At 65.9% G+C, this 12,105-nt stretch carries 14 protein-coding genes; 4 read left to right on the top strand and 10 right to left on the bottom strand.

Annotation, left to right across the window (positions count from 1 at the left end; all coding sequences use genetic code 11):
* Positions 1-291: 291 nt before the first annotated feature.
* Genes rpsN through rpmB form a run of 3 tightly spaced genes read right to left on the bottom strand, consistent with a single transcriptional unit; the run spans position 292 to position 1,003 of the window.
* A complete protein-coding gene (gene rpsN, locus RM50_RS03040; protein WP_009358853.1) occupies positions 292-597 on the bottom strand; it encodes a 30S ribosomal protein S14 in 306 nt (101 codons plus the stop codon).
* 2 nt (positions 598-599) lie between these two features.
* Positions 600-767 carry a 50S ribosomal protein L33 gene (gene rpmG, locus RM50_RS03035; RefSeq protein ID WP_013602737.1) on the bottom strand — a complete coding sequence of 56 codons (168 nt, stop codon included), beginning with the start codon at positions 765-767 and terminating at the stop codon, positions 600-602.
* A complete protein-coding gene (gene rpmB, locus RM50_RS03030; protein WP_018763944.1) occupies positions 767-1,003 on the bottom strand; it encodes a 50S ribosomal protein L28 in 237 nt (78 codons plus the stop codon). Before rpmB ends, rpmG begins: the two co-directional genes overlap by 1 nt.
* A gap of 316 nt (positions 1,004-1,319) precedes the next feature.
* Here rpmB and RM50_RS03025 point away from each other — a divergent pair, with 316 nt between their 5' ends.
* From RM50_RS03025 to RM50_RS03015, 3 genes are read left to right on the top strand one after another with little or no spacing between them, the layout of a single operon-like run.
* Positions 1,320-2,786 carry a ferredoxin reductase family protein gene (locus RM50_RS03025; protein WP_043449815.1) on the top strand — a complete coding sequence of 489 codons (1,467 nt, stop codon included), beginning with the start codon at positions 1,320-1,322 and terminating at the stop codon, positions 2,784-2,786.
* Positions 2,783-3,334: an FMN-binding protein gene (locus RM50_RS03020; RefSeq protein WP_043449813.1), complete on the top strand. Its 552-nt coding sequence runs from the start codon at positions 2,783-2,785 to the stop codon at positions 3,332-3,334. The genes RM50_RS03025 and RM50_RS03020 overlap by 4 nt, the downstream gene beginning before the upstream one ends.
* Positions 3,318-4,136 carry an FAD:protein FMN transferase gene (locus RM50_RS03015; RefSeq protein ID WP_082006954.1) on the top strand — a complete coding sequence of 273 codons (819 nt, stop codon included), beginning with the start codon at positions 3,318-3,320 and terminating at the stop codon, positions 4,134-4,136. Before RM50_RS03020 ends, RM50_RS03015 begins: the two co-directional genes overlap by 17 nt.
* Before the next feature lie 22 nt (positions 4,137-4,158).
* Here the strand turns inward: RM50_RS03015 and RM50_RS03010 are convergent, their stop codons facing one another.
* Both RM50_RS03010 and RM50_RS03005 read right to left on the bottom strand, forming a co-directional pair.
* The gene (locus RM50_RS03010; RefSeq protein WP_043449808.1) at positions 4,159-4,920 is read right to left on the bottom strand and encodes an SGNH/GDSL hydrolase family protein; all 762 of its coding nucleotides are present in this window, start codon (positions 4,918-4,920) and stop codon (positions 4,159-4,161) included.
* A 44-nt stretch (positions 4,921-4,964) separates the two neighbouring features.
* On the bottom strand, positions 4,965-5,450 hold the full coding sequence (locus RM50_RS03005) for a MarR family winged helix-turn-helix transcriptional regulator (RefSeq protein ID WP_043449806.1): 486 nt from the start codon (positions 5,448-5,450) through the stop codon (positions 4,965-4,967).
* Between the two features lie 59 nt (positions 5,451-5,509).
* On the opposite strand from RM50_RS03005, the gene RM50_RS03000 reads away from it, so the two are divergent.
* Positions 5,510-5,815, top strand: a complete 306-nt coding sequence (locus RM50_RS03000) for a YciI family protein (RefSeq protein WP_043449804.1) — start codon at positions 5,510-5,512, stop codon at positions 5,813-5,815.
* Here the strand turns inward: RM50_RS03000 and RM50_RS02995 are convergent.
* From RM50_RS02995 to RM50_RS02975, 5 genes are all read right to left on the bottom strand, one after another.
* A complete protein-coding gene (locus tag RM50_RS02995) occupies positions 5,812-6,657 on the bottom strand; it encodes an SGNH/GDSL hydrolase family protein (protein WP_043449802.1) in 846 nt (281 codons plus the stop codon). The genes RM50_RS03000 and RM50_RS02995 overlap by 4 nt on opposite strands.
* A gap of 107 nt (positions 6,658-6,764) precedes the next feature.
* Positions 6,765-9,020, bottom strand: coding sequence for a DUF7594 domain-containing protein (locus RM50_RS02990; RefSeq protein ID WP_043449800.1), 2,256 nt, complete (start codon positions 9,018-9,020; stop codon positions 6,765-6,767).
* A gap of 129 nt (positions 9,021-9,149) precedes the next feature.
* Complete coding sequence (locus RM50_RS02985) at positions 9,150-10,205, bottom strand: siderophore-interacting protein (RefSeq protein WP_043449798.1); 1,056 nt, start codon at positions 10,203-10,205, stop codon at positions 9,150-9,152.
* On the bottom strand, positions 10,202-11,017 hold the full coding sequence (locus RM50_RS02980) for an ABC transporter ATP-binding protein (protein ID WP_043449797.1): 816 nt from the start codon (positions 11,015-11,017) through the stop codon (positions 10,202-10,204). The genes RM50_RS02985 and RM50_RS02980 overlap by 4 nt, the downstream gene beginning before the upstream one ends.
* Position 11,018: 1 nt before the next feature.
* On the bottom strand, positions 11,019-12,095 hold the full coding sequence (locus RM50_RS02975) for a FecCD family ABC transporter permease (RefSeq protein WP_052259928.1): 1,077 nt from the start codon (positions 12,093-12,095) through the stop codon (positions 11,019-11,021).
* Positions 12,096-12,105 lie beyond the last annotated feature (10 nt).

Here is a 12,105-nt window from a genome sequence, read left to right as displayed (position 1 = left end):
GGTAAACAGTTCTTCACTGTCTCCCCCGCGGCGACTCAGAAAACAATACACGCACACCCGGCCCATCGCAAACCGGCCCTTCGGAGGCCGAAGATCCGCGGTATTGCGCGGCGAAACCCGGGGTGGAGCGCCTGCGCAACGTGCCGTCGTCGTCATTCTGCCCGTGTGTGCTGCGGCACAGGTGTTTCCTGGCGGGCCCGGGCGCTGAACAAGCAATGGGTTAAACGCAGAAGGGCCGGCAACCCTGAGGTTGCCGGCCCTTCTCAAGCAGCTGGAATCAGCGGTGCTGGATTACCAGGAAGACTTGGTGATGCCCGGGAGTTCGCCCTTGTGTGCCATGTCGCGGAAACGGACACGGGAGATACCGAACTTCTGGAAGGTGCCACGGGGGCGGCCATCGATGATGTCGCGGTTGCGCAGACGGATCGGGGACGCGTTGCGGGGCAGCTTCTGCAGGCCCAGGCGGGCTGCTTCGCGTGCTTCGTCGGTTGCGTTCTCGTCAACCAGGGTCTTCTTCAGTTCGAGGCGCTTTGCAGCGTAACGCTCAACGATGACCTTGCGCTGCTCGTTGCGAGCAATCTTGGACTTCTTAGCCATGTTTAGCGCTCCTCTCGGAATTCGACGTGCTGGCGGATCTTGGGGTCGTACTTCTTCAGGACCATGCGGTCCGGGTCGTTACGACGGTTCTTGCGGGTCACGTAGGTGTAGCCCGTGCCAGCGGTCGACTTGAGCTTGATGATCGGACGTACGTCCTTGTCCTTAGCCACTAGAGCTTCACCCCACGAGCAAGAATGTCGGCGACGACTGCGTCGATGCCGCGCACGTCGATGGTCTTGATGCCACGTGCAGAAACCTGCAGGGTGACATTACGGCGCAGGGACGGAACCCAGTAGCGCTTCTTCTGGATGTTCGGATCGAACCGGCGCTTGTTGCGGCGGTGCGAGTGCGAAATGCTGTGCCCAAAGCCCGGCTCGGCCCCGGTCACTTGGCAGTGTGCTGCCATGACTTCTCCTCAAGAATTGAAAGTAATGATCCGCATATCTGCTGCTGGACCATGCTGCCAAGTGCGACCCACAGAATGTACGGGCAACGGTTAGTTACGCAACTTGAGCCCCTAACTACCGGCCACCCTGGAGAAATTACCGGGCAACCGGAGCAATTGCGCACGCTCCGCGCACTTAGCGCCTACCAAGTCTACGAGGTGGCGCAATTAAAGACCAATCGGGCGTCAAAGGGTGTATAAGGGCAGGGAAAAGATCACAGCCAGGGCTGGCCCTTTTTCACAGCAGGATCATAGTTTCCTCACGCATCGTGGAGCCATGAACACGCAGCTCCTGCCGGCAACTCCGGCCGCAAGCAGCTCCGGCCGCCCGGAGCTTTCACCAATCAGGAAGCCCACCCACGACTGGTTTGCCCGCCAGTACCGGCAGCGGATGCTGCGCATTGACCTCCTGACCGTCATCGCCTGGGCCTCCGTTGCGGCGGCTGTTGCCCTGTGGCTTGCCGACGGCGGAGCCACCAGTATCACCTCCCCTGCGGCCGCGTTCACGGCAGCGGGGATAGTGGCGGGGTTGGCGGGCATGGACCTGGTCCTGCTCATGCTGCTCCTGGCCGCGAGGATCCCCTTCATTGACCGCACCATTGGCCACGACCGAGCCCTGGAGTTCCACGGAAAGCTGGGGAAACCCTCCCTCTACCTCCTGCTGGCACACGGCCTCCTGCTGGTTATTGGGTATGGCATGGCCGAGGGACTGGATCCGGTCAGCGAGTCCATCAACCTCTGGGTCCAGGTGCCCGACATGTGGCTGGCTTTCGTCTCCATGGCGTTGTTCATTGCCGTCGTGGTGACGTCCCTGATAGCTGTCCGGCGCCGCTTTCCCTACGAGTTCTGGTACGTGGTGCATCTGCTGACATACGCAGCCGTGGCCACCTCGATTCCGCATCAGTTCAGTGTGGGCGGCCTCTTTGCAGCCGGCACCTGGCAGCGCTGGTACTGGCTCGCCATCTGCATCTACACCGGCACAGCCCTGGTGTACTTCCGGGTACTGGAGCCGGTGCTGGCAACGGCCCGGCACCAGCTGACCGTGGCCCGGGTGGAGGCCGTGGCGCCGGGCGTGGTGAACATCGTCATGAAAGGCCGGAAGCTTAACCAGCTGGCTGGAACGGGCGGACGCTTCTTCATTTGGCGGTTCCTGGCTCCGGGCATGTGGTGGCACCCGCACCCGTTCAGCCTCTCCGCAGAGCCTGTCTTCAATGGCCCTGACGGGCAGGGGACGCTGCGGGTCACGGTCCGGAACCTTGGCGACGGTTCCGCCCGGCTGCTCCGGCTGCGGAAGGGCACCAAGGTGGCCCTGGAGGGCCCCTACGGAATGCTCAGCACAGCAGCCCGGACGAAGAACAAGGTGGTGATGATCGGCGCCGGCATCGGCATCACTCCCCTGCGCGCGCTGCTGGAGACCACCCCATTCGCTCCTGGCGAGGCCACGGTCCTCCTCCGCGGCCACACTGACAAGGAGCTTTACTTGGGCAACGAAATCCTTGACCTCTGCCAGGCGCGCGGGGTCCGGCTCTTCCACCTCACCGGGCCGCGGGGCCACGGCCGGTCCAGCTGGCTTCCCGAGGACTCCGTGCGCAACGGCTACTGCCTTACCTCCTATGTGCCGGACATCAGGGATGCGGACGTCTACGTCTGCGGCCCGGCGGCGTGGGCGGCCAACGTCATTGAGGATGCCGGGAAGGCCGGCGTCCCCGAGGAACAGATCCATCACGAAAGGTTTGACTGGTGAAAATTCGCGGAACAGTCGCAGCAGCTTTGGCCTCCGCCGGAATCCTCCTGGCGGGCTGGCAGACAGGCACGCAGGCGGGCGGCATCAGCACCGTGGCATCAAGTACGACGGCGACAGGCACCACGGGTGCCACCGGCACGGGGTCGGCGGGGACAGGTTCGTCAGGGTCGGCTGGGTCCTCCAGCTCGTCGGGCGCCACAGGTTCCTCCGGGTCCGCAAGCTCCTCCGGGTCAAGCTCCTCCGGATCCTCCAGTTCGTCCAGTTCCTCGGCCTCCGGCACCTACAAAGGAAACACTGTCCAGACCCGGTTTGGCCCCGTCCAGGTCCAGATCACGGTGGCCAACGGAAAGATCACCGACGTTACGGCCCTCCAGCTGACCAATACGGACGGCAAGTCGATCCAGATCAGCAACCGCGCCGCACCCCTGCTGCGCAGCAAGGTCCTGGCGGCGCAGTCTGCCAATGTCCAGACCGTCAGCGGCGCCACCATCACCAGCGATGCTTACCTCACCTCACTCCAGGCAGCCATCGATGCAGCGAACCTCTAGCGACCTGCCAAACACCGGCAGCCTGGCACTGAAGGCGCGCACGTTTGAGTGCATGGGAACCGTCATCGGGCTGACCATGCCCGTCGGCTCTCCCGCGGAAGGGCAGCCGGGGCTCGACGAGCTCGCTGCCGCCACCGCCGTCGTCGAACGCCTGTTCCGGGACCTGGACGAAACGTTCAGCCTGTACCGTCCCGATTCGGAAGCCAGCAGGATGGCGCGCGGTGAACTGAAGCTGACCCACGCGTCGGCGCAGATGCGAGAGCGGTACGCGGAGGCGCATGACTGGCGGCTCCGGACCAACGGTGCATTCACCCCTGAAAGGCCCGACGGCGTGCTGGACCTTTCCGGGATCATCAAGGGCCATGCCATCCGCGAGGCAGGAACGTCGCTGCTTGCCCTCGGCCGGCACGACTGGTGCCTCAACGCAGGAGGCGACGTCCTGGTCAGCGGCTCGCCACGGCCGGGAAGCGCCGAGCAATGGAAGGCAGGTGTTGTGGACCCCGCGGACCGCCGCACGCTGATTACCGGGTACCCGCTGGGCAGCGCCGGCCGGCACAGCGCGATCGCAACATCAGGCTCCGCCGAACGCGGTGAGCACATTTGGCGGGTGGGCAGCGCGGCCGGCTTCGTCCAGGTGACCGTTGCGGCCACGGAGATCGTGACAGCCGACGTCCTGGCCACCGCGATCGTTGCCGGCGGGACGCGGATGCTGGACCATGCGGCGAACAACTGGGATGTGGCCGTCCTGGCCATCCGCGCGGACGGCTCGATGCTGGCAACGCCAGGGTTCCACCCCGCCTGACCAGCCGGTGTTGAGCAGCGGGCTACAGCCGGATGGGCTCCGGGTACTTGGGCCGCAGATTGTCACCGGACGACTTGCCGGTGACCCTCCGGACCACCCACGGAGCCGCATACTCACGGAACCACTGGGCGTTGGCGCGGATGGCCTCGGCCCGGCCCAGTTCCGGCACGGGGGACATGGGCGGGATATCGATGGAGTGGTCATACTTGAGGACCTCGAGGAAACGCTTGGCCATATTGGCGTGGCCGGCGGCGGACATATGCATCCGGTCGTGGGCCCACATGCCCCAGTCGTAGTACTCGCTGAAGCGCCAGTAGTCCACCAGCAGCGCCCCATGGTCCCCCGCGATTCCACGCACCAGTTCGTTGTAGATGGCGGTGCGGCCGCGCATGGTGCCAAAGACCTTTGACCCGCGGGCGTCGAATCCGGTGAACATCACCACGGTGGCGCCGGTGGCGGTGAGCTTGCCCACGGCGTCATTGTACTCCACCAGGAGGTCATCGATGTCCACGCGGGGACGCAGGATGTCATTGGCGCCGGCGTAGATGCTCACCAGCGTGGGCTTAAGCCCGACGGCGGCGTCCACCTGTTCCGCGAGGATCTGCCGGAGCTTCCTGCCGCGGATGGCCAGGTTTGCGTAGCCGAATCCAGGGTCGGCGGCGCAGAGCTGTTCGGCAGCGCGGTCCGCCCAGCCCCGGACGCCGTTGGGGCGCGTGGGGTCGTCGTCACCAACGCCTTCGGTAAAGGAATCGCCGAGCGCAACAAACCGGGAAGTGAACTCCATGCGGTTAGTTTGCCATCCGTTGCCGGAAGCAACCAATCAGCCGGTCAGGGCTGGGTCTCGCGCAGGATCCAATGGTCCTTGTCCAGCCGGCCCACCACTTTTTCGCCGATCCGCGCCAGGTCCAGCACATCCTCCTCGGTCAAGGCATCAAGGAACAGCTCACGGACGTCTTCGACGTGGCCCGGGGCGAGCCCAACGATGGTTGCCATGCCTTCCTCGGTGAGGTGGGCGGTGGTCACCCTGGCGTCGCGGGGATGCGGGCGGCGCTCCACCCAGCCGCGCTTCTGCAGCTTCGTCACCACGTGCGAGAGGCGCGATAGGGAAGCGCTGCTGCGGGCAGCAAGCTCGCTCATGGGCAGGAACCGGCCCTCAGCTTCGGACAGCATGGCCAGGACCGTGTAATCGAAAAGGGACAGCTTTCCGGCCGCGTGGAGCCTGGTGTCCAGGGCCGCAGGCAGCAGCGTGTTGATGCTCACCAGCGCCAGCCAGGCGCGGCGTTCGTCAGCGTTGAGCCAGCGGGGTTCGGTCATGGTCCCCATTCTACGATTGATCTTTCAAGTAGCTTGTGCGGCCCCGTAGGCTTGGGTCCATGTATGTTGTCTCCCTCACCTACCGCGTGCCCCAGGAGATTGTCGACTTCCACAACGACGCCCATATCTCCTGGCTGCAGAAAGCGTTCGACGACGGCGTGTTCATCGCCGCCGGGCGCAAGATCCCCCGCACGGGCGGGTTGCTGCTCTCGCAGGCCGAACGGGACATTCTCGACGCGAGCCTGGCGCAGGATCCGTTCTATACCAATGGCGTGGCCGACTTCGAGGTGGTGGAGTTCCACGCCGGCCGGGTAGCGCCGGGGTTTGAAAACCTCCTGGACACCCCGCCGGCGCAACAGGGCTAAGGCGCGCCGCCGCCGTCGGGACCGTCCATGGCGAGCTTCTTCAGGCCGCCTTTCCGGGGGACCTTCACCGGTTCCGGCCAGCGCGGCCTGAGTGTGTCCCCCAGCGTGACGCCGCGAAGCTTGCGGCCAAAAAGCGGCAGGACCCAGTCGTGGACCCATCGCCGCTGGCGCCGCTCCCATTCCCGCAGGCCCAGCCTGGGCGCCGGCTCCCAGTCCTTGCGTTTGATCTTGTGCGGCACGCCCAGCTGGTCCAGGATCTGCCCGGCCAGGTATTTATGCCCGGCCTTGGACATGTGGAGCCGGTCTGAGTCCCACATCCGCCGGTCATGGAAGGCGTCCAGGCACCAGTAGTCCACGAGCACCGCTCCGTACTTCCGCGCAATTTCCCGGACCCGGCGGTTGTAATAGGCATTGCGTTTCTTGAGCGGCTCCAGCAGCGCGGACACCTTGACGTCGAACCCGGTGAAAAGCACCAGTGTGGCACCGGTGCCGGCAAGCCTGGCAACAAACTGTTCGTAGTCCGCCATCAGCGCGGGCATGTCCGTTTTCAGGTCCAGGATGTCGTTGCCGCCGGCATAGAGCGTTATCAGCGTGGGCTGCATCCGGAGCGCGGGCTCCAGCTGCTCATCGATGATGTGCCGCAGCCGCTTGCTCCTGATGGCCAGGTTGGCGTACTTCCACCCCGGCTGTGCCTTGGCAAGTTTCTCGGCAACCCTGTCGGCCCAGCCACGCACGCCGTTGGGCAGCCGGTCGTCCCGGTCCCCTACTCCCTCCGTGAAGGAATCGCCAAGGGCAACAAACACCCGGCGCCCGGAGTCAGGAAGCAGGGATTCAGGCACCACCGCCCCAACCTAACGGCTCAAGGAGAAGCAAGGACGACGCCGGGATGAACAGTAAGTGGGCGGGTGGGCCCGGCAGCCGGGTTGCCACGGCCGCCCCCACCCTTCGATCAAGGGGTGCGGGACCCGCTGTCCGTCTGCATGCCGCCGTGCACGGGGCGGAACTCCCAGGTGTAGGAGCCGTCTGCCTTCAGACTCATCCTCAGGTGGCCCCAGGTATCACTGAATTTCCGCTGGACGTAGGCCGGGTCACTGGTGAACGAGCGGAGGCCGATGCCGCCCGTGGACACCTGGAACTGCTGCATGCCGTCCGGTACGCATTGGTCCGCGTTGTTCACCGGGCAGGTCCGTTCGTAGTTGTGCTGGGAGCCGGACAGCAGCACTTTCACCCGGTTGTTCCAGAACATGTCGATCCAGGGCTTCGCCTGGGTGAAGCGCGTGTGGCTGGACGTGTTGGAGGTGAAATACGGGTCGTGGTAAACGGCTGCCAGATGCTTTCCGGCCGCTTTGGCCGCCTTCAAATCAGCGTCCATTTCCGCGGTCATGGCCTGCGCGCGGGATGCGTTGTACCGCCATGTTGCGGTCGGCGCCACGAGGATATGCCAGTTTCCCTTGTCGAAGGAATACCACTCCAGTGCATCCTGGAACCGGCCCAGGGTGGTGCTGGTGGCGGACTTGGTGGTGTTCACGCACTGGCCGTCCATGAACCGGTCCACGTCATCATTCACACCCGGTTCCACGTCATGGTTCGGTCCCGCGGTCCAGTAGGTCTTGGCCTTCAACCCGCCCCACACCGTGTTCCACGCGCCAAGCGCAGTGCAGGTTCCCTTGTCGTACTGGAAGTCCCCGATAGCAAGGAAATTATCCAGCGAACCATCGTTGAGGCTGCCGATGATGCTCGCGGCGTTCTTGCCGGCTGCCGAGCTCGTCGACGTGTTTCCTGAGGGGTTCATGTCGCCGGCGGCGGCGAACTCGAATGAATCACCCGACGGCGGGGTGGTGGGCGTCGCGGTCGGGGCCGGGCTGGATGTTGGCGCCGGAGTCGTGGTGGACGTCGGAGTGGGTGTGGGGGCCGGGCTCGTTCCGCCTGCCGCCGGGTAGACACGTACCCAGTCCACCCGCATTTCCGCAGCACCGTCAGCGGTGGTATCCGGGAACCAGTCCAGCTGCAGGGTCTGATGCATGCTGCCCGGAGGCTGATGGGTGGGGTCGTTGTCCTCAAACCACTTCACGCCATCCACGTAACCGGTCATTCCGGCGGGGGACCAGTCCACTGCATAGTTGTGGAACTGGGAAACATCCAGCGTCTTGCTGGCCCTGGTCTGGGAGTTCGTGCAGGAGAAGTGCTGGAAGAACTTGATCACGTTCCAGTCGCCCGTTGTTTCCGCGTAATCCACTTCGCCGTCGCAGGGCCAGTTCCCGCTGTCCGGCCAGAGGATCGAGACCATGTGGTATTCATTGTCGCCGGAGCCGGCGGCGCGGACTTCCCAGCGCCCGTACTTCTGGTTGGCAAACCTGGCGGACATGCCGGCGGTGGTTCCGTCGGGTGTGCCGCTCATGACCATAGTGGAGCCGTCCACCTTTACCTGCTCCGGGCTGCGGATGCCGTTGCCGGCATGCCCCGCGCCTTTATACACGCTCCATTTGGTTGCGTCCGGGGCCCCGACGTAATTGAATTCGTCGCCGGCGACGGGTGCACCCCAGTTCTGCGTGGCAGCAGCCTGGACACCGCCCGGGTCAGTGGGCGCAGGGGTGGGGGTTGGAGTTGGGGTGGGTTCGGTCACTACCGTGTCAGCCGCCGTGGTGACCACCAGCTTTGGGCGCAGTGCCGCGTCCAGGGCCTGGTTCGATTTGAAGCCCAGCCATTTCTGCGCGCCGGATTCCAGCCTGAAGTTCTGCTCACCGCCGTTGGCGGTAACGCCTTTGGTGACGTCCCATTCCACCCAGGCGCCGCTGGAGAACCCGCCGGTCCTGCCCAGCAGGGTCCCGCGGGCCGGGGCGTTGTTCCAGGTGACGCCCGTTTCGGTCCATGCACCGCCGGTGGTGTAGACATCCACGAACTCCGTCGACGTTGCCGCCGCCTCCGAATAGGCGCGGAGCTTTGCCGAGGTGATGTGTTCCCCGGCGGGGACCTGGACGTTGAACCGCAGCAGGCTGCTCCGAGCGATGCTCGTCCGGCCCTCCGTGGACCAGCGCACGCTCGTCCCGAAGTTCTCCGTGGGCCGGTCGGCCTGGACGTAGGTGTCCGCGGACGGCGCGACTGTCAGTGCTCCCACTGCGTTCGCCCCGCTGCCCACCACGGCAAGTGAAATAAGCATGACCAGGAGTGTCAGGGCAGAGATAACCGACCGACGGATAGTTTTCATGGAATGAGACCTTAATGTTCCAGTTGAAGTATCCGTAGTGTAATGCTTGTCACACCTAATGACACGGCTTTAACCGGTTCGGGCAGTCCTGAAAACGTGTGTTACGACGCCGGCGGGCAGGGAATGCCGTTAGCCTTCCGCTTTGCCTTGCCGCCAGTACCCCATGAAAGCCACCTGCTTCCGGTCGATGCCCACATCCCGGACGAGGTACCGGCGGAGATCCTTGATCACGGCCGCTTCACCGGCCATCCAGGCGTAGAAGGGCATGGCCCCGGGGGGCATGCCCGGGTTCCTGGCGCCGCGGAGGTGGGCTGTTTCCATCCGGGCCGGCGTCTCCCACAGGATGTCCACGTCCACGTTGACGTCTTCGGGCTCCGGCCCGGCGCCGCCGTCGTCCGCTGTTATGCCGACCCAGCCTGGGACGGGGACGGCCTTGCGCACGGCCTCCTGCAGCAGTTGGCCGTGGGGCCGCGAGCGCCCGATGGCCGCGCCGCGGGCCAGCCAGGTGATGGCGATGTCCGCCGGGGAGCTGAGCTCCAGGAAGTCGCCGGCTTCCGGCACCTCAAGGAAGGCGTGCCCGCTCATGTACGGCGGGAGGCTTTCGAGGATAGCAGAGATGGCCGGAACCGCCGTTTCGTCGCCGGCGAGCAGGATGCGTTGGGCCAGCCCGGGCCGCCACTCAATGCCGGAATAGGTCTCCGCGGTAACGCAGTGGGCGGCGCGGTTGTTGGGACCGATGATGGTGAGCGCGTCACCCGGCCTGGCGTTCAACGCCCAGTTGGCGGCGGGACCGCTGCACCCGGGGTCACCCGTGTGCATGGCGAAGTCGACGTCGATCTCCGGGTACACCGCGTCCAGCCGTGCCTCCCGGACCGTGTAGGTGCGCATCGCACCGCGCACGGCGGGATCCATGGCCAGCCAGTCCCGGTACCAGCCGGCCTGGCCCGTATGGAAGGCGGGAAGCGGCAGCCGGGTCCCGTCCGGGGCCAGCGATGGAATCAGGAGCTTGATGCGCAGGTCCAGGGTGTTCCCGTGGACGCCGAAATCGCGCAACGCGTAGCCGCCGAAGGTGACCCTGCGGAAGGTGGGACTCAGCTGCCGGACCGAGGAGACCGTGACTTCGAAGGCAAGGCTCATGGGCTGGGCTGCCGTGTGCTGGGTGGCTGCGGCTTCGCGGGTCTTCATGGGACAAGCTCCAGTTCGTTGGCGGTGGCATGGTGGCGGCCGATGGGAATGATGAGGGGCGTGCCGGAGACGGGGTCCGGGATGACGCGGGACTCCAGGCCGAAGACTCCGCGGACCAGTTCTTCGGTCACCACGTCCTGCGGGGAGCCGGCAGCCATCACGGCTCCGGCCTGCATGGCGATGACGTGGTGGGCGTAGCGGGCGGCGAGGTTGAGGTCGTGCAGGACGATGGCCACGGTGGTGCCCCGGCTGCGGTTCAGGTCGGTCACCAGGTCCAGGACTTCCACCTGGTGGGCAAGATCGAGGTAGGTGGTGGGCTCGTCCAGGAGCAGCACGTCGGTTTCCTGGGCCAGGGCCATGGCGATCCACACCCGCTGCCGCTGGCCGCCGGACAGTTCATCCACGTCCCGGCCGGCCAGGTCCAGCGTTCCGGTCGCCTGCAGCGCGCGCTGCACTGCGGCGTCGTCCTGATCGCTCCAGCTGCGGAAGAATCCCTGGTGCGGGTAGCGGCCCCTGCCCACCAGGTCACGCACCGTGATCCCGTCCGGAGCGGTGGGATGTTGCGGAAGCAGGCCCAGGGTGCGGGCCAGCTCGCGGGCCGGACGGGCGTGGATATCCTTGCCGTTCAGCGTCACGGCGCCGCCCGAAGGCTTCAGGAGCCGGGACAGGCCGCGGAGCAGCGTGGACTTGCCGCAGGCATTGGCACCCACGATCATGGTCACCTTGCCCTCGGGGATTTGGACACTCAGGCCGTCCACCACGCGGCGCTGGCCGTAGGTGAGCGTCAGGTCCCTGGCTTCGAGAACAGCCACGTCAGGCATCCTTTCGGTTGGCCGTGACCAGGAGCCACAGCAGGAACGGGGCGCCAAGCGCGCCGGTGACGACGCCCACGGGCAGGACGGTGCCGTCCAGCAGCAGCGGGGCAAGGTTGGCGGCGAAGTAGTCGGCCGCCAGGACAATGAGGGCACCCACCAGGGCCGACGCCGGCAGGCTGGCTTTCCCGGTAACGCGGCGGGCAATGGGGCCTGCCAGGAACGCGACGAAGGAGACGGGCCCGGCAGCCGCCGTCGCCACCGCGGCAAGCGCAACCGCGATGACCACCACGGCCAGGCGTGCGGCGTTGACCCGGACCCCCAGTCCTGCCGCGGCGTCATCCCCGAGTTCCAGGACGCGCAGTGGTCCGGCGATGGCCCCCACCGCTGGAACGAGCACCGCGAGCGCCAGGAACAGGATGCCGGCGCGGTCCCAGTTGGCGGAGTTCAGCGAACCGTTGAGCCAGACCAGGACGTCGGCGGCCGTGCGGATATCGGCGCGGGTCATCAGGAAACTGACCACGGCCTGCAGCGCCGCAGCAATCCCTACTCCCGCCAGGACCAGCCGGTTTCCGGCCGCATTGCCCCGGCCCGCTCCCCGACCCGCTCCGCCGCTGGAGATCGCGTATATGAGGCCAGCCACGGCAAGCGCCCCCGCCAATGCTGCCGCGGAGACGGCGCCGCCGGAGGCACCGAAAACGACGATGGCCACCACCGCCGCGGCACTTGCGCCGGAGCTGATGCCGATGACATCCGGGCTGGCCAGGGGGTTCCGCAGCATGGTCTGGAACAGGGCGCCGGCCAGTCCGAACGCCGTCCCGATCATGGTGCCGATGACCGCCCGGGGCAGCTTGTTCTCCATCACGATGAAGCTGGCGCCGGGGATTTTCGGGCCGCCGGTGAGGTGGTTGGCGACGATGGTGAAGAAATCCGGGACGGTCACCGTGTAGCTGCCCAGGAGGACGGACGCGAAGAACAGGAGCGCGACGGCGGCGGCCAGCAACGCGGTCCGGCTCACCGGAACCAGCCGCCGTTGCCCTACCACTTTTGGTTCTTTAGGCGGGGCTTTGGCAGCCATATCTGATAGG

This window comes from Pseudarthrobacter phenanthrenivorans (assembly GCF_000813845.1).
Classification (GTDB): Bacteria; Actinomycetota; Actinomycetes; order Actinomycetales; family Micrococcaceae; genus Arthrobacter; species Arthrobacter phenanthrenivorans_B.
This window is presented reverse-complemented; position numbering and strand designations above follow the sequence as displayed.

What these genes read in the sequence shown, in the direction of transcription:
- RM50_RS03005 (WP_043449806.1), bottom strand. Translation starts at nt 5,450, where the DNA reads ATGACCGAACCCCGCTGGCTCAACGCTGACGAACGCCGCGCCTGGCTG.
- RM50_RS02990 (WP_043449800.1), bottom strand. Translation starts at nt 9,020, where the DNA reads ATGAAAACTATCCGTCGGTCGGTTATCTCTGCCCTGACACTCCTGGTC.
- RM50_RS03000 (WP_043449804.1), top strand. Translation starts at nt 5,510, where the DNA reads ATGTATGTTGTCTCCCTCACCTACCGCGTGCCCCAGGAGATTGTCGAC.
- RM50_RS03025 (WP_043449815.1), top strand. Translation starts at nt 1,320, where the DNA reads ATGAACACGCAGCTCCTGCCGGCAACTCCGGCCGCAAGCAGCTCCGGC.
- RM50_RS03010 (WP_043449808.1), bottom strand. Translation starts at nt 4,920, where the DNA reads ATGGAGTTCACTTCCCGGTTTGTTGCGCTCGGCGATTCCTTTACCGAA.
- rpmB (WP_018763944.1), bottom strand. Translation starts at nt 1,003, where the DNA reads ATGGCAGCACACTGCCAAGTGACCGGGGCCGAGCCGGGCTTTGGGCAC.
- rpsN (WP_009358853.1), bottom strand. Translation starts at nt 597, where the DNA reads ATGGCTAAGAAGTCCAAGATTGCTCGCAACGAGCAGCGCAAGGTCATC.
- RM50_RS02975 (WP_052259928.1), bottom strand. Translation starts at nt 12,095, where the DNA reads ATGGCTGCCAAAGCCCCGCCTAAAGAACCAAAAGTGGTAGGGCAACGG.
- RM50_RS02985 (WP_043449798.1), bottom strand. Translation starts at nt 10,205, where the DNA reads ATGAAGACCCGCGAAGCCGCAGCCACCCAGCACACGGCAGCCCAGCCC.
- RM50_RS03015 (WP_082006954.1), top strand. Translation starts at nt 3,318, where the DNA reads ATGCAGCGAACCTCTAGCGACCTGCCAAACACCGGCAGCCTGGCACTG.